The following is a 21,096-nucleotide window of genomic DNA, read 5'->3' as shown; positions in this document are numbered from 1 at the left end:
TTATATAAATCGACTGGTGAGACATTTTCGGCCACAGACCTCCGAAAATATATGGAACCGACCGGAGGACAGCGTGTGTCGTGCGCTGCAATTTCACCGGTTTGTCCGGTTCGGAATGTGGTCTGTCTGGTGTTGCGTCGAAAAACCGGTACACCCTCCGAAAAGAACGGGGCTGCACGGCGCGGCAGTGACGGGCACTGTCGTAATGGTTTTGCAAAGGTAAAAGATAATATGCTGAAATACAAGCTTTTTGTGAAATTTTTCAAGGTGTTTTTCCGGCGGAAAAAGTTGCAGGCGGTTTTATTATTATATATAAATATAATAATACGTTTTGCGGAGCGGCCAAGAAAACCGCCGATTTTTTTCTTGGCTGCGGTTTGTTCGCTTATCGAATTAATAATGTTCGAAACCTCCGGTTGGTAAAAACGGCTTTTTTATTGGAGCGAGCGCCGTGCGGAACCGGTCCGCGGAGTCTTCGCGGACCGGCCGGGGAATTTGCCGGGCGAAGCCGCTGGAAAACCGGAACGGTTTTGTACTTTTTTTGTACTTTTGCCATATGATGTCTCTCGGATTACGAATCATATGTGCCTTCGCTGCCCTGCTTGCCTGCACGCGGGCGGCGGCCGGAACGCCGGAGAGCGGCTATCCCGTAAACGGCCGCGTCATCGACCGTCTGACGCGGCGCCCCGTGGCCTATGCGGCGGTCGTGCCGGTCGGGCAGGAGCAGCAGGGCGTCTCGACCGACTCCGCCGGACACTTTACGCTCCGGCGCGTACGGCCCGGCATTCACCGCCTGTCGGCTTCGTCGGTGGGCTACAAAAGCGTCGTTACGCCGGAATACATCGTGTCGGCGGCCACGCCCTTTATCGAGATCGAGCTGGAGGAGGACGCCACGCAGCTCGAAGCCGTGACCGTTGTGCCTTCGCCGTTCCGGGCCACGGCCGAAAGTCCCGTCGGATTGCAGGTGATCGGCCTGCGGGAGATCGAAAAGAGTCCCGGCGCCAACCGCGACGTATCGCGCATCGTGCGCTCCTATCCCGGCGTGTCGTTCTCGCCCGTGGGCTATCGCAACGACCTGATCGTGCGCGGCGGAGGTCCCTCGGAGAACAAATTCTACATGGACGGCATCGAGATCCCTAATATCAACCATTTCGCCACGCAGGGAGCCACGGGCGGTCCGGTGAGCATCGTCAATGCCGACCTGATCCGCGAGATCAGCTTCTATACCGGGGCTTTCCCGGCCGACCGTTCCGGGGCGCTGAGTTCCGTGCTGGATTTCCGGCTGCGGGACGGGAATCCCGAAAAGCAGACCTTCAAGGCGACGCTGGGAGCGTCGGAAGTCGGGCTGAGCGGCAGCGGACATATCGGCGGGAAAACCTCCTATCTCTTTTCGCTGCGGCAGTCCTACCTGCAATTGCTCTTCAAGATGATCGGCCTGCCGTTCCTGCCCAACTATATCGACGGACAGTTCAAGGTCAAGACGCGTTTTTCGGAGCGCGACGAACTGACGGTGCTGGGGCTGGCGGGCTTCGACAACATGAAACTCAACCTCGACGAGGAGGGCGAGGATGCCGAATACCTGCTGAGCTACCTGCCCCGGATTCGGCAGGAGACCTTTACCGTCGGCACGTCGTGGCGGCACTATGCGGGCCGTCACGTGCAGACCGTCACGCTGAGCCACACTTACCTGAACAACCGCAACCTCAAATACCGCGACAACGACGACTCTTCGGAGGAGAACCTCACCCTGCGGCTGCGCTCCGTGGAGCAGAAAACCACGCTGCGGGCTGAAAACCGCAGCTATCTGGGTCGCTGGACGGTGCGCGAAGGCGCGGAGCTGAGTTATTCGAGTTATACGAACCGCACGTTCCAGCGGCTTTTCACCGACGAGACGCTGCTGTCCGATTACCGGACCCGGCTGGGAATCGTCGGCTGGGGGCTTTTCGCCGGGGCGGATTACGCTTCGCAGGACAAGCGTTTCACGGCTTCGCTCGGCCTGCGCGCCGACGGGAACGACTACTCGCCGCGCATGGCCCGGCTCTGGCACCAGCTTTCGCCGCGGGCTTCGGTCGGCTATCGGCTCGGCAGGGGCTGGTCGCTGAGCGGAAGCGCGGGGCTTTATTACCAGCTGCCGCCCTATACGGCGCTCGGATTCAAGGAGGCGGATGCGTGGGTGAACAAATCCCTGCACTATATGCGCGTCGGGGCTTTCAGCGCAGGTGTCGGATGGCGGCTGCGCGACCGGCTGATCGTGTCGGTCGAGGGTTTTTACAAATTGTACGGGGATATTCCGCTTTCGGTCGCGGACGGGATTCCGCTCTCCTGCAAGGGCAACGATTACGGCGTGGTGGGCAACGAAGAGCTGCGCTCGTCGGCCGAGGGACGCTCCTACGGCGTCGAGGCGATGGCCCGCTGGCAGATTCCCGGCAAGGTCAATCTCGTGGGTTCGGTCACGCTGTTCCGCAGCGAATACCGCCGCGATTCAGCGGCTCCCTATATCGTTTCGGCGTGGGACAGCCGTTTCGTCGTGAACCTCAGCGGCACCTACGACCTGCCGCGCAGCTGGAGCGTCGGGGCGCGCCTGAGCGCCGTGGGCGGAACGCCCTATACGCCTTACGATGTCGGAAAATCGTCGCTGGTCGAGGCATGGGACGCGCAGGGGCGGCCTTATTACGACTATGCGCGCTATAACGACGGGCGGCTGGACGCCTTCGCCCAGCTGGACCTGCGCATCGACAAGACCTTCTATTTCCGGCACTGCATGCTGGGGCTTTATATCGACCTGCAGAACGTAACGGGCAGCAAGCTGCGCCAGCCCGACGTGCTGATGTCCACGGGCGTGGTGGAGAATCCCGAAGCGCCCGCCGCCGAACAGCGTTACCGCATGAAATACATCAGGCAGGAGAGCGGGACGCTGATCCCGACGCTGGGAATCACCGTCGAATTTTAAGCGGCGGGGCGCGAACGGCGTCGTGCCGACCGGTTTCGGCCGCCTTCGACCGCCCTTGATCGGAATTGCGGCCGGTTGGCCGGTTGGCCGGTCGGTCGGTTAGCTGGTTGGTTAGTCGGTCGGCGGGTTGGCTGGAACGGCGGGCGGCGGATTATCCGGAGCGCGTGCGTGTTTGCCGCGCGGCGATATTGGACGGAGCGGCCCAATTTTCTTCGGGCGTTGTCCGGAATGAAAAACCGCAGAAACCGGACAAAACGGTTTCTGCGGTTTTTGTCGTGTATACACTGCCGCCCGGTCAGAAGCGGAACGTGCAGACGATCGGGTAGTGGTCCGAGAGGTACTGCACGCCGTATCCCGTGCTGTCGAGCAGCTGGTAGCGCAGCGGTTCGGCGCAGCGGTAGAAGATGTGGTCGATGTGGAGCGGTTTGGCCTTGCCGAAGCCGTGATAGGTCGGCCGGGGATCGGTCAGGGGAGCCTCTTCGCAGGCCGATTTCAGCCATTTGAAATAGGGTTCGAGACATACGCCGCCCGGCGTGCCCGCCGTGGCGTTCATGTCGCCGACGATGAACTGCGGCGTGCGTTTGCCGGCGATGCTTCGCATCCGTTCGACGTTGAGCCGGGCGCCTTCGAGCCGGGCCGTTTTGCCGATGTGGTCGAGGTGCGTATCGAAAAGGCAGAATTCGCGCCCCGTGGCGCGGTCGCGCAGGCGCGCCCACACCGTCACGCGGCGGCAGCGGCCGTCCCAGCCCTGCGACACTTCGTCCGGCGTTTCGCTCAGCCAGTAGTGGCCGTGGTCGAGGAGTTCGTATCGCTCCCTGAGATACATGATCATCAGATGCTCGCCGGGATCGTCCTTGGCGCCGAAGTCGCGTCCCATTTCGATGTGGCCGTATTCGGGCAGCTGTTCGACGAGGTAGGCGACCTGTTGGCGGCGGGGTTCCTGAAAGCCGATGACATCCGGCCGCACGTCGCGGATCATGCGGATCGAAGCCTCCTTGCGGGCGTCCCACGCGAAGTCGCCTTCGTCGCCCGGCGCGCCGATGTAGCGGATGTTGTAGGAGAGCAGTTTCAGCTCCGCGGGTTCGCTGCCCGCTGCGGCGGCAGCCGCGGCGCAGAACAGAAGCGTAAACAGCAGTTTTTTCATGTTGCGGGATTTTATGCGTGCGGGACGGCCGGAGCCGCCCCGCATGCAGTGTTCATCAGAATTCCGACGTGAAGAGAATCGGGAAGTGGTCCGAGATGTAGGGAACGCCGTAGCCGTCGTTGTTGATGGTGCGGAACCGGACGGGCGTCACCTTGCGGTAGAAGATGTGGTCGATGTTCCACGTAAAGCGCGGAGTGCCTTCGCCGAAGTTGTTGTAGCTGTAAACGTCGTCGGCTTCGCCGTCGGGCGCCGTTTCGCGCGCCGACCACATGAATTCGAAGAAGCCGTCGAGGCAGGTGCGGCGGCCGTCGCCCGCGGCGTAGGAGGCGTTCATGTCGCCGGTGACGAAGATCGGAGCGTAGCGTCCCGCGATCTGCTTCATCTGTTCGACGATGAGTTTCACCGACTCGGTGCGCGCCACCTGATCGATATCGCCGCCCTCGACGGGCGACGCGCGGTGCGCGAGGTGGGTGTTGAAGAAGAAAAACTCCTTGCCGGTGCTGCGCTCGCGCAGTTTGACCCACAACGCCGTGCGGAACTGGTTGTGCCCCCAGCCCTTGATCGGCTGGGTGATGTCCTTTTCGTTGAGGAAGAAATACCCTTGGGCGAGCATCTCGAAGCGGTCTTTGCGCCACCAGACCGCATTGCGGTGCTGCGAGTCCTTGTCATCGGGGGCCAGATAGTAGTGCTCGTACTCGGTCAATTCGCCGATCAGATACTGCGCCTGCGAGAAGCGAGGCTCCTGCATGCCGATCACGTCGGGCTTGACGTCGCGGATCATCGCGACGGAAGCCTCCTTGCGGGCGTCCCACGCCGCGTCGCCCTTGTCGCTCGCATTGGCGTAGCGGATGTTGTAGCTCATGACGTTGAGTTCGCTTTTGGGGGCTGTGGATTCGCCTTCGTGGTTGGAGCATCCGGCCAAAGCGGTGAATAACAGAGCTATCGAAAATAGGAATCGTTTCATTGTTTTGGTTTTTAGATCTTGGAGTTCGGGTTATCTGTTGTAGCGTACGGCCAAGTAGTCCATCGCTCCGGCGGCGTTGTAGCCCATCGGGATCGTGCCGTCGAGGAAACCGAGTCCCGACGAGAGCCGGCTGGCGGGCTGGATGCGGAGCCAGACCTTTTCGCGGCCCATGATCTCGGCGGGCAGCGGGATTTCGACCTGTTTATAGGCCGGGAGCTGCCAGCTGCGCTGCGTGGCGAATACCGGGAAGTCGGGCTGCGTGAAGGTGTAGGCGCTGCCGTCGGGCGCGGTCTGCGCCGCTTCGACGTCGAACCACCCCTCGTCGCTCTCGTAATCGCCCGTTGCGGACCACTGCACTTTCCAGAAGTAGGGACCTGCGTTGAGTGTCGCGCGGCCGCTCTGCACGCTCATGATCAGCGATACCCGGTCGGACGAAATCCCGGCGGTCGAGAACTCCACGACCCACGCATAGGGCCGGTCGGTCGAAGCGTTCCACCAGTAGGTCGTCACCCACGCCAGCCAGTTGGCTTGGTCGGTGCCTTTGCCGTCGGTATTGACTGCCGTGCTTTTCACGGCGTAATTGGTGCCGTCTTCGAGGATGACGCCGAAACCCGAATAGCCGTCGTTGCCGATGTGGCTGCGGAACGGAGCCGTGCCGCGCGCCGTGCCGCACCAGCCCAAGTAGTGCCAGCAGGCCGCATTGTAGACGCCGTTGGGGTATGCTGACTTGGAGGCGGTCTGCGTGAAGCGTCCGTTGGTGCCCCACGTCGGATACCAGTAGGCGTAGCCGTCGGCGGCCGCGGCCTTGCCCTTGACGTAACTGTATTCGGTCAGCGTCTCCGAGAAGCTCTGCGAGCGGTCTTCGGCGAAGCGGATGTCGGCGAAGGACATGTGGCGGATCTGGTAGGAGCCGATGATGCCGTTGGCCAGATCGTCCGCCGTATCGACGTACTCGTACTGCGGGAAACGCTCGTGGACGATCACGCCCGCCAGTTCGCCGGAACCGTAGGGCAGGCGGGTGCCGTTGCGGCGGTAGGGGCAAGTGGTGTTGGTCAGCAGGTGAATCAGGCTGCCCTTGTTGTCGCGTATCAGCCGCGGGTACATGTTGAGACGTCCCTGCGCGTCGGCCAGCGTGTAGCCCTCGTGCACGGGGGTGAGCGAGCCCTTGCGGACGGCGAATTCGCAGTCGCGGAGCGTCACGAAGGTGTAGATGTCTTCGTCGGTCAGCTCCGAGATGTATTTCTGCTTGACCGGAAGCACCGAGGCGTCGTTGCCCGTCACGCGCTCGACGATCATCGACGAGCGGATGCCTTTGATCATGTAGCGGTCCGGATCGGGTTCGAAGACCAGCTCGGCGTCTTTGAGCAGGATTTTCACCTTGTCGTAACGGGTGAAGGCGTTGTCCTCCGGAGTGGCCGTTTCGACGCAGAAGCCGTAACGGCCGTCGGGCGATTCGAGGTAGACGGTCTTCTCGCATCCGCTGTAATCGACGCTCATGTCGGTCGGCATCGGGTTGTTGCCGGCGTTCTTCGAATCCCGGTCGCTGACAACGTAGCCTTCCAGCAGCCAGTACTCATCGACTTTCGAGACCGTGAGCGCTTTCTCGCGCAGTTCGGCGAACGAAATGTCGTGTCCCAGCATGTCGTTCTTCGTGCGCTGGATGACGTTGAGCGTCAGCTGTTCGGTCTCTTCCCAGCCGTTGACGTAGGAGACGGTGACCGTAGCCGTGCGGAGTTCGTCCGTGTCGTTGCCGGCGTAGTCGAAATTGAACGTGTATTCCTCCTCCCCGGCGGGTTGGAGCGCGATTTCCGAAAGCCACTCTTCGGCTGGTTCCTCCCCGGCGTCGTACTGCGTGGTGAAGGTCAGCTCGTCGGGGGCGATGTTGGTGCCGAACCGTACGGACGCCTTGCCGCCCGAACTGCCCGGTACGTTGGTCGAGGTGCCGCCCTCGAACGCCATTGCGGGGATACGGGCGCCCCGCTGGCGCAGTACGACCGTGTCGGACCGTACTGCGTCGGCGCTCTGTATCAGTACGCGCGTCATGCGCGGAAAGCCCGTGTTGTCGGCGTAGTCGATGTAGAATTTTCCGTCGAGCGGCAGGCGCGTGTCGCTCAGGTCGGCCCACGAGGCCCCGTCGTCGAGGAACGACAGCACGGCCGGCTGGTTGGAGTAGACCTGTATGTCGACGTGGCCCGCCGTGGCGTTGACGGTGAACGAATTCTCGACCGCACCCAGCTCGATCAGCGGAATATCGTCGCCGTGGTCCATGCAGGCCGTCGCGGCCAGCGCCGTGAGCAGGATGCCCGCCGAGCCGATCTTTGCCATGTATCTCTTTGCGTATTTCATGATTGCGTTTTTTACGTGGTTAGAAATATTTGACCGAAACGTCGCCGAAGCGGAAATAGACGTAGGTCTTCGTCGTCGTGCCGTTGTCCTCGCCCGTGGTGCTGCCGCACACCTTGCTGGCGGCCTGCAGCCGGATGGTGACGTCCTTCTGTCCGAAGCAGGCCGACGGCAGGTCGAAGTCAACTTCGTAAAGCCCCGGAACGTACCACTGCGGGCCGGCCCAATAGACGAGCGTGCGGATGGGTACGGTGTCGAACCGGGTGAAGGTGCTGCCGTCGAGCGAGTAGGAGACGTCCCAGTAGAGCGGAGCGACGATCGTGGCGGCGCTCAGGTTGCCCAGTGCGGCCGAGAGGATCATCTTCATGCACGAGCCGCTGACGCCCTCGGTCGAGAAGTTGAAGGCCACCCATTCGCCCTCGTTGCGCGACGAGTTCCACCAGATACCGTTGTAACGCACGGCCGGAGCGCTGATGCCCTTGGCATAGACCAGATTGTTGTAGTCGAGCGTGCAGGAGACGCCTGCCACCGATGCCGACGTGTTGAGTTTGTTGCTCACCGACGAGAACATGCGGCCTTCGCCCAGATAGGGAACAATGCTGCCGTCCGCGTGCTGCTTGATGCCGGCGTTGGTGGTCATGCCGGGCCATGCCCAGCGTACGAGCGTCGAGTAGTTGCGGGTGCTTTCTTCGCGCGAGAAGGCGATGTCGGCCTCCTCGACCGGGCGGATCTGGTAGGTGCCCACGTCGCCCTTCACGCCGTAGCGCGGCAGTTTGGTGTGGACGATGATGCCGCTTATGGGGCCGGAGCCGGCCGGAACGCCGTCGCCCTTGCGGCGCCAGCGCACCTGCGTGTTGAGCACCATGTTGATCTTCTCGCCGCGGCTGTCGATCACGCCGCGGACGGCGCAGTCGAAGCGCGGATCAAGCACGCCCTGCGTGTTGAGGTCGGTCTTGTAGCAGTAGCCGTCGTGAACATTGATGTAGGCGCCGCCGTTGAGCATGAATTCGCACTCCTTGAGCGTCACATAGGTGTAGATGTCGGCATCGGTAAGCTCCGAAATGTGCTTCTCCTTCTTCGGGAGGTCGGCGGCCGTTCCGGCGTTCTGGTTGAGGACATGTTCTTTGGTGAAACCCGTGAGCGTATAGCGTTCGGGGTTCGACTCCTTGACCAGCTTCAGCCCATTGATCGAGAGCTGTACCGAGCTGTAGCGTTTCAGGATGTTGTCGGCCGGAAGTTTGGTGACGATGCGCAGGCCGTACTGACCGTCGAGGCTCTCGATGTAGGCGGTCTTCTCGTTGACCGAGAAGTCGATCGAGGTGTCCGTCAGGTTGGGGTTGGTCTCCATGTTGTAGTTGCCGGCGTCGCTGATGACTACGGCCGAGAGCATCTTCTCGCCCGTCAGCTCCACTTCGCCTTCCGCTCCGGGGATCATGGCGCGCAGGTCGGCGATCGAGAGCTGCTTGACCTCCTGCGTCAGCCGGAGCGTCGAGCTGCACTCCACGTCGGTGTCCTTGTAGGTGATCTTCAGACTGGCCGAACGGGGCTGGTCGCCCGTGTTCTCGGCAACGATGAACGATACGGCCGATTCGCTGAAGGTCACGTCCGTGATCCACTGCGTGCCTGCGGGGTCGTACGCGATGTCGAAGGAGAAGTGCGCCGGATCGACGTCGAAGTTGGCCGTCAGCAGTGCGCTGCGGTTGTGCTGGTCGCCCGGAACGGATACGGTCGTCTCTTCGTCCTTGAAAACGACCGTCGCATTGTCGGTGGTCTGGACGACGGAGGCTTCGGCTTGGGCGAGGATCTTGCCGTCGGCATCGGGGATTTCGAGCCGGATCGCCGCCTTGCGGTCGCTGCTGCCGTCGTTGCGGTCGATTCCGAAGACCAGCACGATGTTCTCCTCGGCGTCTTTTTCGAGCCGGATCTCCTTCAGCCAGCCGGCTTCGGCGGGATTCTCCGCGTCGGTGACGTCGGTTGCCGTGATGAGGATACATTCGAGCGCCTGCGTCATGTTGGTCGTAACGCCGATCTGGACGCGTTCGCGCGGCAGACGCACGAACTCGAATTCGGTTTCGGCGAGCGCCAGCGTCGGTTCGGTGACCGCGCCGGCCTGCGTGAGGACGATCTCCTGCTCTTCGCCCTCGCCGCTGACGAGGATGCGCGCGCGGCGCGATACGCCGTTGTTGGCTTCGTACGTAAAGAGGAAGTCGCCGATGCCGTTGCCCGACACCTCGCTCACTTCGCCCCATGCGCCTTCGGCCATTTCGGCTTTCCAGCGCCCCGTGGAGTAGACCGTGACGCGCGTCGAACCGGCCGCGGAGGTGAGGTTGAGTCCGTTTTGGGTGACGGCCAGCGGCTCGTTCCATTTGAAGTCCTTCTGACAGCCCGGACCGAGCAGTGCGGCGGTCAGCGCGACGGCCAGCATGCGCAGCAGGGGATATATTTTGTTTTTCGGTTTCATGTCGGTTGATTTAGAATCCGTACTTCTTGTATTCGTTGTTGTCCAAAGCGCCGCCCGAATAGATCACCTCCGTGTCGGGGATGGGGTAGTATTCGTGGCAGGGCTGGATCGAGGTCTTGACCTTCGCATAGTCCGAAAGCGCCGCCGTGCGTTCGTACCAGATGCCCCAGCGCACCATGTCGAACTTGCGCTGGAATTCGCCCAGCAGCTCGCGGCCGCGTTCGTTCTGGATCTCGTTGAGCAGCAGCGGATAGGTGCGGAACCGCGTGTATTCGGCGATGCCCGCGCGGCGTTTGACCTTGTTGAGGTACTCCATGGCCTTGTCCTTGTCGAGCAGGGCGCAGTAGCATTCGGCGGCCATCAGCACGGCGTCGGCATAGCGGAAGACCTTGTAGTTGTTCGAGTCGTAGGCGGCCTGAAGGTCGGGGCACCAGAATTTGGGACCCATGAACGGCCGGGTGACGATCGCGTCGCCCGAAGTGAACTTCACGCCGTTCCACTCGGTGATTATCTGCATGTCGCGCCGCAGGTCTTCGCCGCCTTCGGGCATGAGGTTGCCGTAGAAGAAGCTGTTGGGGCGCAGCGGCGACCATGTCGTGGCGGCGTCGCCCAGCTCCTCGATCACCACGTTCGAGTAGACGTTGTCGCTGTTGCGCGGATAGGGCATGCATATGCTGGCGACGTTGGAGGTGTAGATCAGGCCGCCGGCGGTATAGGTGTGCTGCACCTCGAAGATCGATTCGGGCGTGTTCTTCATCCGGAACGGAATGTCCGAAACCGGGTAGACCGAGAGGTCGTCGCCGTAGATCTGTTCCAGCACGGCGATGGCTTCGAGCGCCTTGTCGTAATCCTTGTTCCACATGGCGAGTTTGGCGATGAGCATGTGGCCCATGGCGGCTCCGGCGCGGTTGCCCGCAGCCTCGCTCGTGCGGATGAGGGGCAGTGCGCCCAGACACGATTCGAGGTCCTCGATCAGCGCGGTGCGGGTCGCCTCGGCCGACATGCGCGGCAGTTTGGCCACGCGGTCGAGCACTTCGTGGTCGGAGACGTCGTCCGTGTAGAAGGGCACGTCGCCGAAGAAGCTCGTCAGCAGGTAGTAGTAGAACGCGCGCAGCACCTTGGCTTCGGCCACGAGGCTGTGGCGGTCCTTTTCGTCGATCGTCGAATTCTCGATGCCCGTCACGGCCATGTTGCAGTACATGACGCCGCGGTAGCCGTAGGTCCACATGTCGGCGCCGAAGCGGGGCTGCGACGGCGAGATGTCGAGCTGCGCGTCCTGCGTTCCCGATGCGATATACATCAGGTCGGTGACGCCTTCGGTGGCGATCATCATTTTGTAGGTGTAGAGATTTTTCAGGGGTATATAACACGAGTTCACCGCCGACTGACACTGGGTCTTGGTCTTATAGAAGTCGCCGGGGGTCGAGAACCCTTCGGTGTCCTCCTGCAGTGAGCACGACGCCGTGAGCCACGCCGTGAGAATCAGCAAGATGTATTTTGTTTTCATAATGTTCTCGGATTACGGTTAATAACGCAGCTGGATGCTGAACACGATGGTGCGCGGCTTGGGGTATGCGCCCAGATCGACGCGCCGCAGCGCCGAATCGCTGCTGTCGGTCGAGACGTCGGGGTCGAAGCCGTTGTACTTTTTCCAGATGTGGAGGTTTTCGGCGCTCAGGTTCAGCGTGATGTCGCGGATGAACTTCGAACGCTTGCTCAGGTCGAACGTGTAACCCACCGTGATGTTTTTCAGGCGGATGTACGATGCGTCGTAGATCATCAGGTCGCTCGGCACGTGCGCGTCCACCGCACCGGCGCGCGGCAGGTTCGACTGCGGGTTGCGCACGGGATGCCACGCTTCGAGCATGTAGCGGTACTGGTTCGACATCGAACTGCCGGCCATGTAAAGCTCCGAGTAGTTGTAGATCTTGCCGCCGAGCGAATAGGTGAAGTAGATGCCGACGTTGAGCCTGCCGAAGCGGAAGTTGTTCTGCAGACCGCCGTACAGGTCGGGGTCGGCATTGCCCTGATAGACGAGGTCGTCGTTGTTGAGCGAGCCGTCGTTGTTGATGTCGTAGTAGCGGGGCATGCCCAGCGAGGCCTTGCGCGACGCGGCGTCGCTGTTGATCGCCAGCGCCGAAACGTAGGTGTTCGTCACGCTGTTGCGCTCGAACTCCTCGACGCTCTTCCACGTGCCGCCGTACTTGAATCCCCAAAGCGCGTTGAGCGGGTAGCCTTTGACGTAACCGTACATCATGTAGGGGTTGTTGCCGGGCGACGAGAGCGCCGTGACGAAATCCTCGCTGCCGATGTCGTCCACGTTCTGTTTGTTGTGGGCGATGGTGAGGTTGGTCGTCCACGAGAATTTGGGACGGACGATATTGCGGCTCTCGATGCTCAGCTCGACGCCTTTGTTCGAGGTTTTGCCGATGTTGGCGTAACGGCTGGTGTAGCCCGTCGCCGAAGCGGTCTGCACCGTGAGCAGCAGGTCGCGCGTCTTGGAGATATAGCCTTCGGCCGTAATCATCAGGCGGTTGTTGAAGAACGCCAGATCGAGCGCCGCGTTGTAGAGGTCGGTCTTCTCCCACGTCAGGTTGGGGCTGGCCAGACGGCTGCGGTAGTAGGCGCCCGGCTGCATGCCGTCGAACAGATAGCCGCTCGTGGTGCTGGACATGGCCGCCAGCGAACGGTAGGCCGAGATGGCGTCGTTACCCGTGCGTCCGGCGCTCAGGCGGAGCGACAGCTCGTCGATCCAGCGTACGTCCTTCAGGAAATTCTCCTTGGCGGCGTTCCATTTGAGGGCCACCGAGGGGAAGAAGCCCCACTTGTTGTTGGCGGCGAAGTTCGACGAACCGTCGTAACGCCCCGTTACGGTGAGGTAGTAGCGCTGTTTGTAGTTGTAGTTGAAGCGGGCCAGCAGCGACATTTTCGTCCGCTTGGTCAGGCCCGTGGCGGCCGAATAGGTCTCCTTGTCGGTCACGGCGTTCATGTTGTTCCACAGCACGTCGTCGTCCATGTAGCCCTGTCCGCTCAGCGTGAAGTTGTCGCTCTTGTAGCGGTAGGCGGTGAAACCGGCCAGCGCGTCGATGTTGTGGCCGCTTTTGGTTTCGAGCTTGTAGCTGAGGGTGTTTTCGCTCGAAAGGCTGAATTCGTGGAATTCGGCGCGGTAGGCCTGACCGCCTTCACCCTCGTTCTTGGCGGGAAGCGATCCCGGATAGTAGCGGTAGGTGTGGCGCTGGAACGAATAGTAGGAGTTCTGGCTGCGCAGCTTCAGGCCTTTGGCCAGCGCCACTTCGAGATAGGCCGTGTGGTTGAGCGAGGTCCGCTCGATGGAGTAGGTGTTCTGGTCGATCGTCGCACGCGGCGTATTGATACGCTGGCCGTTGCCCCAAAGCGGGTTGTAGTTCTCCTGCGGGTCGATGTGGGGCGAAAGATACATGGCTGCGCGGTAGTAGGCCGTGCCGCCGATTTCGGCGAGGTTCTGGGCGTTGTCGCGCCATGTGTAGCTGCCGCGGTAGCCGACCTTCAGCCATTTGAACAGCTGGTGGTCGAGATTCAGACGCCCCGTGATGCGCTGCAGACCGCTGTTGTCGATGATACCCTGCGAATCGTTGTAACCCAGCGAGGCGTAGTAGCTGCTCTTTTTCGAGCGGCCCGAAATCGAGAGCGAATAGTTCTGGTAGGGCGCCGTGCGGGTGATTTCGTCGATCCAGTCGGTGCCTTTGCCCAGCGAGAAGGGGTCTTTGAAGGGATATTTCGACTGGGGCGTGCCCTCGCCGATGTCCTCGTAGCCGCTCTGGGTGCTGAAGTAGGCGAAGTCGTTGCGGTAGAGTGCGAATTCCGTGGCGTTCATCACGTCGAGCTTGCGGGGCAGCTGCGAGAATCCGATGTCGGCCTTGAGCGTGATCGAAGGTTTGGTGTTGGTCTGGTTACCCCCCCCCTTGGTGGTCACGATGATTACGCCGTTGGAGCCGCGTGATCCGTAGATCGCCGTCGAGGAGGCGTCCTTGAGGATCGTGACCGATTCGATGTCGGCCATGTTCAGGTCGTTGAGGTCGCTGACGGCGTCCATCACGCCGTCCACCACGATCAGCGGCTCGTTCGAGGCCGAAATCGAGCGCGTACCGCGGATGCGGATCGAAGTCGTGGCGCCCGGTTCGCCCGTGGTGGACATGATGTCGGCGCCGGCGACGCGGCCCTGCAGCGCTTGGTCGACGGACAGCACCGGGAGGTCCTTTACGTCGGAGATTTTGATGTTGGCCACCGAACCCGTGGCGTCGCCCTTCTTCACCGTTCCGTAGCCGATGACGACCACTTCGTCCACGGCCATCGCCTTCGAAGGCTGGAGCGTGACGTCGAGCGTGGTCTGCCCGCCGACCGAGACGGCCTGCTTTTCATAGCCGAGATACTGGAATTCGAGGATTTCGCCGTTGCGGACCTGCAGCGTATAGGCGCCCGTCGCCGAGGTGGTCGTGCCGCGCTGCGTGCCGACGACGATCACCGTGGCGCCCGTCACCGGCGCGCCGTTTTCGTCGGTCACGGTGCCCGTCAGCTTGTGCATTGGCATCGAACTCTGGTCGCTGCGGCGGGCCGTCAGGATCACCTTGTTGTTGGAAACCTGCACGTTGACTTCGGGCAGGCATTCGCGGACGATGGATTCGATGGGACGTTCCTTGGCGTGCACGGTCACGACGCGCTTGAGGTCGATGTCGGCATTGTTGTAGGCGAAGGTATAGACGCCCTGTTTCTCGATGCGGGTGAATAATTCGTTGATTGTGATTGCCTTTGCGTTGATGCTCACGGGCGGGTTCTGGGCCCGGACGCTGGCTGCGGCCAGCAGCGTGAATAACAGCGTCAGCAAAAAGAATCTTCCGGGCGGAAGTGGAATAATCCCTTTTCCGCCGGATTTTCCGGATTTTTTCATAATTTTGTAACGATTTAAGGTTCTGTCATTTCGTAATTCGGTTACATTACGAAGCACGTCGGGGTTTTAAGTCGGAGCGGATGTTGCAGCATCCGCTTTTTTTCGTGGATCACGGAGGAGGAATTCCCATAGGCTTTTCGGTTTTTTCAGGTTATCTTGATCTGGTGGTTCGTGCGGTGTGGAACGTGGCCGACTCGCCGTCGAGCGTGTATTGCAGTCCCGTGATGAGCGAGATGACCTGCAGGGTCTCTTCGAGCGATTCGTGGCGTACGTGGAACGACAGACAGATGGTGCGGTCCACCGAGGCGTCGGTGCCGATCGGAACGTTGAACCAGCGTTCGAGGTTGGTGATGATGTCTTCGAGCGTCATGTCGAAGAAGGTCAGGGTGGGCTGTATCCAGCTGTTGTAGTTCGAGGCGTTCACCTGTTCGATGATCATGCTTCCGGTGGTCTCGTTGAAGACCAGCCGTTCGTCGGGCCGGAGCCGCACGGCCTGCCGGGAGCGCGACGTGCGGACGCAGATAGAGCCGCTGTTGAGCGTCGTTTCGGCGATGCCGCTGGTGCGCTCGTAGCGGGCGTCGAACGTGGTGCCGAGCACTTCGATCTCCATGCGGTTCATATCGACGACGAAGGGGTGCGACGTGTTGCGCGCCACTTCGAAATAGGCTTCGCCTTCGAGCGTCACGCGGCGTTCCCTGCGGTCGAATGTTTCGGGATAGGTCAGGCGGCTCGATGCGTTGAGCCATACCTTCGTGCCGTCGGGCAGCTGGAATTCGCCTTTGCTCCCGCGCGCCGTCAGCAGGCGGATTTCGGCCGGAACGGCCGACGCCGAGCGTACGTAGTAATATTCGCCGACGGCAAACAGCAGCACGGCGGCTGCGGCCGCGGCGTAGCGTATGCGGCGGAAAATGCGGCTGCGCCGCTGCTGCGCTTCACGCATGCGGATGGTGTGACGGAGCCGCTGCAGCTCTTCACTGCGGTCGGCCGCCGCAGGGCTTTCCACGACGGCGGTCCACTCCTCGCGCAGCGCGGCTTCTTTTTCGTCGCCGTCGCCGGGCTGGAGCATCCAGCGGCGGAATTGCGTCTGGAGTTCGCCGGGGACGTCGTTGTGCAGGAATCTGCCGATGAGCTCTCTTATTTGTCGTCTCTCCATCGTATGCGGTCTTTATCCGGGATATGCTTTTATAAATAAGACGGCATGGCGGGGCGCAACCCCCACCCGGCAGCGATTTTTTTCGTATTTTTTCGGAAGGCGCCTTCGGACGGGCGTTTTCGGGGCGCGTTTTCAGACGAAGAGGGCGAGGAGCGTCAGCAGCCGGCGGAGCTGGCTCAGGGCGGCGGTCATGTGGCGTTCGACGGTTTTGACGCTGAGGTTGAGCCGCTCGGCGATCTCCTTGTTGGAAAGCTCTTCGTAACGGCTCAGGCTGAAAACCCGGCGGCGCTGTTCGGGCATGCGGTCCACGGCGACGGCGATGAGCAGCGCCAGCTCCTCGGTCTCGATTTTCTCGCTGAGCGGAGCGTCGCGCCGCTCGGCGGCCGAGTTGATATGCTCCTGCATGTATTTGTCTTCTACGATCGAGTGGGAAAAGATGTCGAATACGGCGTTGCGGGCCATCGTGTAGAGGTAGCTCCGCAGCGAGCGTGTGCCGCCCAGTTCGCGGCGCTTCTCCCAGACGCGCAGGAAGATGTTTTGCGTGACGTCTTCCGCTTCGCCGGGGTTTTTAAGCAGCCGGAACACGAATTCCCTGACCTTGGGAGCATAAAACAGGTAGAGGGAATCGAATGCGGATTGGTTCCCTTTGGACAGAGCGGTCAGCAGTTCTTTTTCTTTTTCCGGAGTCATAGTCTCACACAAAATTAAAAAAAAACGGAATAAAAAAATATTATATTCCGGAAGAATGTGCCGAGCCGGTGAAAAACTACCTTTGCGGGGGCTTCGTTGCGGTCCGCACGGTGTCCGACCGCCTTCTGCGGCATGCAAATAGCTTCTTCTCCCGTCCGCGGCATATTCGGCGGGACGGGAGAAGAAGCGTAAGGTGGATTTTCGACAGACGTGCCGGTTCCGGCGGTTCCGCTGCGGTTATCGGCCGGAGGGCTTGTTCGCGGCGCCGGCGGCCCTGCGGTCCATGACGAAACTGATGACGAACGGGATGGAGAGGAAGACCGCCGTGCCGACGACTACCAGCCACGTATACATGGCGGGACTGCCGACGGGCAGCTGCGAGGGCGGGAAGAAGGTGACGATGAACGAGAAGAGCACCGCGAGGAATCCGATGCCGCCGACCAGCCACATGCCCGCATTGCCGCCCGGTATGCGGTAGCTGCGTATCAGGTCGGGCTGCGTGTAGCGCAGGCGGATGCCCGCGGCGTACATCATCATATACATCAGCAGATAGAGACCCACGGTCAGGGCGCTCAGCAGGAAGAACGCCACGCTCACGTCGTTCATGACGATATAGAGCGACGACAGCAGGGTGACGATGCAGCCTTGGATGATGAGAATGTTGATCTGCACGCCGTTCTTGTTGGTCTTCTGCAGGAAGCAGGGCAGCACGCCCTCCTGCGCCGTCCATAGCAGGCCGCGGCTGGGGCCTGAAATCCACGACATGACTCCGGCCAGTGCGCCGAACGCTACGAGCAGTCCCATGACGTTCGTGAGCCAGCCCACATGGTAGTGTTCGAAGACGATCTGGAACGTGGTGAACAGTCCCGACTGGAGGTTGATCTGGTCATAGGGCGTGATGATCGCCACGGCCAGCGCGCCCAGCGTGAAAAGCCCGAACGAGATGAGCGCCGCGAGAAACATGGCGCGCGGAAACTGCGTCTGCGGCTTTTTGAGTTCGGGGGCGTGCACGGCGTGCACCTCGACGCCGGCGAACAGCAGCAGGATGCCCGCGAGGAAGGCGATGTCGCTCATGCCCGTAATGTGGGGGAACAGCCGCGGATGGACGTGGTGCGCGGCGTCGATATTGACGACCTGACTGACGGTGTCCGGAATATGCTCCAGCGCGACGGAGTTGCCGCCGATCATCCAGACGACCGCCATGACGATCACGACGATGCCGGGTAACACCGTGCCGATGAGGAATCCCTTGCTCGTGATGCCCGATATGGCCGAGGTGCCGCGCAGGGTGACAAGCGTGGCGCACCAGTACATGGCGATCGAAAACAGCCCGACGAAAAGTCCGTTCTGGGCGAGGTCGGGCATGCCGATCATGTAGGCGATCGACGCCGCGGCGAAGCCGAGTACGGTGGGATACCAGACGACGTTCTGTATCCATTGCAGGAAGATGGCCGTGAAGCCCATGTGTTTGTTGAAGGCCTCTTTGACCCATGTGTAGACGCCGCCGCCTTTCGAGGCGAAGGCGCTGCCCAGCTCGGCGCCTACCAGCGCCGCCGGGATCAGGAACAGGAAGGTGGCGAAGAAGATGTAGAAGAACATGGTAAGTTCCTCCTGCGCCATCATCGGAAGCCCGCGCAGACTGATGACAGCCGCCGCGGTCATCAGCGCGAGCTGCGTTGTTGTGATGTTTCTGTTTTTTGCCATAATGTGGAATTGTGGTTTACACCTGACGGCCAATCAGTTTCCGTGCCGTAACCAGACGGGCGGAATGTCGTTTCGGACGGGTGCGTGATTCGTGCGGGCGTTTTGCAGGCGAAAACACACAAAAACAGCAGGGAATCTCACGATTGCCTGCTGCCTTCCGGAGGATTGCCCTCCTGAAACTACTAACCCAAACTTAAATAAATGAAGAAACCTCACTGCGGTTGCTGTGCCGCAGTTGACAGGGTATATTGCAAAACCCGTGCCGGACCGCCGTGCCGGAAGGGCGCCTATGCGGTTCGCGGGGGCGGGTCGTGTGACGCCTGCGGGCCGGGACATGAATTGGCCGGGCTGCAAACTGACAGACCTGCGAACGGGACGGGCACAAACGAGGGGCAGGATGCCCGCGAAGACATCCTGCCCGTTTCCGTTTTCGGCATGGCCCGAATGCCGGGCCTTATCATCATCGTTTGTCGGTCATCTCCACGTTGCCTTCGTAGGTGCCGCTGACCTTGTGCCCCTTGTCGGTGGTGAAGTCGAGTACGAAGCGGTAACCGCTGCCCGATTTGGTGATCGTTACGGTACCGGACGCGACGAATCCGTAGAACGACTGGAAATTGTCGTTACGCTCTTCGCAGTAGGTGCCTACGGGGAGTTTCGTATCCATGAACTCCGTTTGGCGGCCGGCTTCGTAAGAACCCGGCGTGCCCGATGCGGAGACGTTGTAGGTTCCCTCCTGCAACTGCATTTCCGTCGAAACGGCGGTCGAGAGATCGAGCGATACCAGATGTCCTGCCTGTCCGAGGTAATCGGAACCGTAGGAGATTGTCGGCTCGACGTCGTAAAGATTTACGATACATTGGTCTGCCGTGTCGGAATCGCTGTAATATTTGCCCAGCGCGCGGATGAAGGAGAGATTCGTTACGTCCTTGTCGAGAGTGGGGAGATCGGGGATTTCGGTGGAGGTCTTGTTTTCGATCGTCAGCGGACCCTCGTAGCTGGTCGTGAACTCCTCGTCGTCGGTCGTGGTCAGCGTCGCGGTGATCGTATAGGTCGAGCCGGCCTTCTTGACGGAGATCGTACCTGCCTTGAAGTCGGTTCGGGTGATATTGCCTTTGCCGTCGTTGACCATACAGTAGGTTTTCACGGGGTCGAACGTCGTCAGGCCCTTGTTGGTGGCGTACCTGTAGTCGCGGGCCGGCAGGGTGATCGTCGTATTGGGATTGCTTACCGCCATCTGGTAGAGGTCGATGCTCATGGCACGGCCTGCGCCGGTGGTGGCGTAGACGCCCCCGGATTCGGTGGTTTCGCCGTCGGCGAGCACCAAGAGGAATTCACCGATGTAGCTGCTCTCGGTGGGATAGTATCCGCCTGCAGCCTGCCGGTCGAACACGATCGGGCCTTCGACGGCTTGGTCGGTGGTCATCTCGACCGTCTTGACGTCGGAGTATACTGTTTTATTCGACGCGGCGACGGCGACGATATAGGTCGTGCCGGGTTTCAGCTCCCGGATCTCCGCTGCATCTGCCGATACGGGCAGGTCGGTGCCGTCGCGGAGAATCTCCTCGGCCGAAGGAATCGTCGGGTTGTCGGTTTCCTCGATGCAGACGTATGCGGCTTTCTCCGCATCGGTCAGTTTGAAATGGAACGAGAGGGTCGTTTCGGTCGGAGTGCCTGCGATGACCGTGACGACGGGCGTCCGGGCGACGGTCTCCATTTCGAGGGTTTCGACCTCCGAATAGACGCCGGTGTTGGCGACTGCCGCCGCGATGAGGTAGACGGTGGCGGGTTTCAGGTTCTCGACGAGGAGCTCACCCGTCTGGGCGATGGCGGTGCCGTCGCGGAGAATCTCTTCGGCCGTGGGAACGGTCGTCCCTTCGGTCTTTTCGAGACAGACGTATGCGGCCGTTTCGGGGTCGGTCAGGGCCGCGGTGAACGAAAGGGTCGTCGAAGTGGGCGTGCCGGGCGTCAGAACGACGGCCGGGTGTACGTCGGGGGCGGAGGTGGTGTGTTCGATGGTTTCGACCTTGCCGTTGACCTTGCCGTTGGAGGCGACTGCCGAAAGGCGGTAAGTGGTGCTGGGTTCGAGGTCGCCGATCGTGATGAGACCCGATGCGGTTACGGATTTGCCGTCGGCGAGAATTTTCTCGGCCGAGGGAACGGCTTCGGAGGATTTGGTGCAGACATAGGTGCATTTGTCCGCGTCGCTCAGGGTGAGCGTGAATTTCAGCGTGTTGGAGGCGGCGTCACCGACAGCCAGCGTGACGGCCGGAGCAGGAGGATTTCCCCCCCCCTCGTCTTTGTCGTCGCACGAGGCCAGAAGACCGGAGCATAGCACCAGCAGCGCAGTGCTCCACGAAAGAATCGATTTAATCATAGATGTGATTTTTGGGATTAGTGATTAATAACAGTTTTTGTTCGGGTGCAGTCGGGACCTGCGGGAAGATCCGTTCTGCGGCAAGTGACGGGCTAAAAGTAAGGTTTCCTGCAAATAAATCCAAATATTTTTCCGCTTAAGTCGCCGCAGGGCCGGATAAAACGGCAAAATGAACGGGTCGGAGCGGAACCGGGCGCAATATATGACAAAACAGCAGGGAATCTCACGATTGCCTGCTGCCTGCGGAGGATTGCCCTCCTAAAACTACTAACCCAAACTTAAATAAATGAAGAAACCTCACTGCGGTTGCTGTTCCGCAGTTGATTGTCTGAATCGCAAAGCCCGTGCCAAAAACAAGTCCCGGTCCCCACGACCGGGACTTGTCTGCC

The 21,096-nt window shown here is 60.9% G+C and carries 12 protein-coding genes; 2 read left to right on the top strand and 10 right to left on the bottom strand.

Translation table 11 applies throughout. The features are described from left to right. Positions 1 to 51 precede the first annotated feature (51 nt). Together ALFI_RS16835 and ALFI_RS03060 are read left to right on the top strand one after the other, a co-directional pair. Positions 52 to 423 carry a hypothetical protein gene (locus ALFI_RS16835; RefSeq protein WP_009599051.1) on the top strand — a complete coding sequence of 124 codons (372 nt, stop codon included), beginning with the start codon at positions 52 to 54 and terminating at the stop codon, positions 421 to 423. Between the two features lie 133 nt (positions 424 to 556). Next, positions 557 to 2,950: a TonB-dependent receptor gene (locus tag ALFI_RS03060; RefSeq protein ID WP_014774720.1), complete on the top strand. Its 2,394-nt coding sequence runs from the start codon at positions 557 to 559 to the stop codon at positions 2,948 to 2,950. Between the two features lie 295 nt (positions 2,951 to 3,245). On the opposite strand, the gene ALFI_RS03055 is transcribed toward ALFI_RS03060, so the two are convergent. The 10 genes from ALFI_RS03055 to ALFI_RS03010 all read right to left on the bottom strand — a co-directional run bounded on the left by ALFI_RS03055 (position 3,246) and on the right by ALFI_RS03010 (position 20,707). Beyond that, complete coding sequence (locus tag ALFI_RS03055; protein ID WP_014774719.1) at positions 3,246 to 4,094, bottom strand: endonuclease/exonuclease/phosphatase family protein; 849 nt, start codon at positions 4,092 to 4,094, stop codon at positions 3,246 to 3,248. A gap of 55 nt (positions 4,095 to 4,149) precedes the next feature. Further along, positions 4,150 to 5,058, bottom strand: coding sequence for an endonuclease/exonuclease/phosphatase family protein (locus tag ALFI_RS03050; protein WP_009597866.1), 909 nt, complete (start codon positions 5,056 to 5,058; stop codon positions 4,150 to 4,152). Positions 5,059 to 5,088: 30 nt separating this feature from the next. Then, on the bottom strand, positions 5,089 to 7,404 hold the full coding sequence (locus ALFI_RS03045) for a hypothetical protein (protein WP_014774718.1): 2,316 nt from the start codon (positions 7,402 to 7,404) through the stop codon (positions 5,089 to 5,091). Between the two features lie 19 nt (positions 7,405 to 7,423). Beyond that, positions 7,424 to 9,862, bottom strand: coding sequence for a BACON domain-containing protein (locus tag ALFI_RS03040; protein ID WP_014774717.1), 2,439 nt, complete (start codon positions 9,860 to 9,862; stop codon positions 7,424 to 7,426). 10 nt (positions 9,863 to 9,872) lie between these two features. Beyond that, the gene (locus ALFI_RS03035) at positions 9,873 to 11,369 is read right to left on the bottom strand and encodes a RagB/SusD family nutrient uptake outer membrane protein (RefSeq protein WP_014774716.1); all 1,497 of its coding nucleotides are present in this window, start codon (positions 11,367 to 11,369) and stop codon (positions 9,873 to 9,875) included. Positions 11,370 to 11,387: 18 nt separating this feature from the next. Next, the gene (locus tag ALFI_RS03030) at positions 11,388 to 14,786 is read right to left on the bottom strand and encodes a SusC/RagA family TonB-linked outer membrane protein (RefSeq protein ID WP_014774715.1); all 3,399 of its coding nucleotides are present in this window, start codon (positions 14,784 to 14,786) and stop codon (positions 11,388 to 11,390) included. Between the two features lie 151 nt (positions 14,787 to 14,937). Next, entirely contained in the window at positions 14,938 to 15,939 is a 1,002-nt protein-coding gene (locus ALFI_RS03025) for a FecR family protein (protein ID WP_014774714.1), read from the bottom strand. Positions 15,940 to 16,071: 132 nt separating this feature from the next. Then, positions 16,072 to 16,629 (bottom strand): RNA polymerase sigma-70 factor, encoded by a 558-nt coding sequence (locus ALFI_RS03020; RefSeq protein WP_009597746.1) that lies wholly within the window; start codon positions 16,627 to 16,629, stop codon positions 16,072 to 16,074. Between the two features lie 237 nt (positions 16,630 to 16,866). Beyond that, entirely contained in the window at positions 16,867 to 18,333 is a 1,467-nt protein-coding gene (locus ALFI_RS03015; protein WP_014774713.1) for an amino acid permease, read from the bottom strand. Positions 18,334 to 18,793: 460 nt separating this feature from the next. After that, positions 18,794 to 20,707, bottom strand: coding sequence for a hypothetical protein (locus ALFI_RS03010; protein ID WP_014774712.1), 1,914 nt, complete (start codon positions 20,705 to 20,707; stop codon positions 18,794 to 18,796). Positions 20,708 to 21,096 lie beyond the last annotated feature (389 nt).

The sequence above is a fragment of the Alistipes finegoldii DSM 17242 genome, from assembly GCF_000265365.1.
In the GTDB taxonomy this organism is placed as follows: domain Bacteria; phylum Bacteroidota; class Bacteroidia; order Bacteroidales; family Rikenellaceae; genus Alistipes; species Alistipes finegoldii.
The sequence above is the reverse complement of the archived record's forward strand: the minus strand, read 5'-3'. Positions and strand labels throughout refer to the sequence as shown.

What these genes read in the sequence shown, in the direction of transcription:
- ALFI_RS16835 (WP_009599051.1), top strand. Translation starts at nt 52, where the DNA reads ATGGAACCGACCGGAGGACAGCGTGTGTCGTGCGCTGCAATTTCACCG.
- ALFI_RS03060 (WP_014774720.1), top strand. Translation starts at nt 557, where the DNA reads ATGATGTCTCTCGGATTACGAATCATATGTGCCTTCGCTGCCCTGCTT.
- ALFI_RS03055 (WP_014774719.1), bottom strand. Translation starts at nt 4,094, where the DNA reads ATGAAAAAACTGCTGTTTACGCTTCTGTTCTGCGCCGCGGCTGCCGCC.
- ALFI_RS03050 (WP_009597866.1), bottom strand. Translation starts at nt 5,058, where the DNA reads ATGAAACGATTCCTATTTTCGATAGCTCTGTTATTCACCGCTTTGGCC.
- ALFI_RS03045 (WP_014774718.1), bottom strand. Translation starts at nt 7,404, where the DNA reads ATGAAATACGCAAAGAGATACATGGCAAAGATCGGCTCGGCGGGCATC.
- ALFI_RS03040 (WP_014774717.1), bottom strand. Translation starts at nt 9,862, where the DNA reads ATGAAACCGAAAAACAAAATATATCCCCTGCTGCGCATGCTGGCCGTC.
- ALFI_RS03035 (WP_014774716.1), bottom strand. Translation starts at nt 11,369, where the DNA reads ATGAAAACAAAATACATCTTGCTGATTCTCACGGCGTGGCTCACGGCG.
- ALFI_RS03030 (WP_014774715.1), bottom strand. Translation starts at nt 14,786, where the DNA reads ATGAAAAAATCCGGAAAATCCGGCGGAAAAGGGATTATTCCACTTCCG.
- ALFI_RS03025 (WP_014774714.1), bottom strand. Translation starts at nt 15,939, where the DNA reads ATGGAGAGACGACAAATAAGAGAGCTCATCGGCAGATTCCTGCACAAC.
- ALFI_RS03020 (WP_009597746.1), bottom strand. Translation starts at nt 16,629, where the DNA reads ATGACTCCGGAAAAAGAAAAAGAACTGCTGACCGCTCTGTCCAAAGGG.
- ALFI_RS03015 (WP_014774713.1), bottom strand. Translation starts at nt 18,333, where the DNA reads ATGGCAAAAAACAGAAACATCACAACAACGCAGCTCGCGCTGATGACC.
- ALFI_RS03010 (WP_014774712.1), bottom strand. Translation starts at nt 20,707, where the DNA reads ATGATTAAATCGATTCTTTCGTGGAGCACTGCGCTGCTGGTGCTATGC.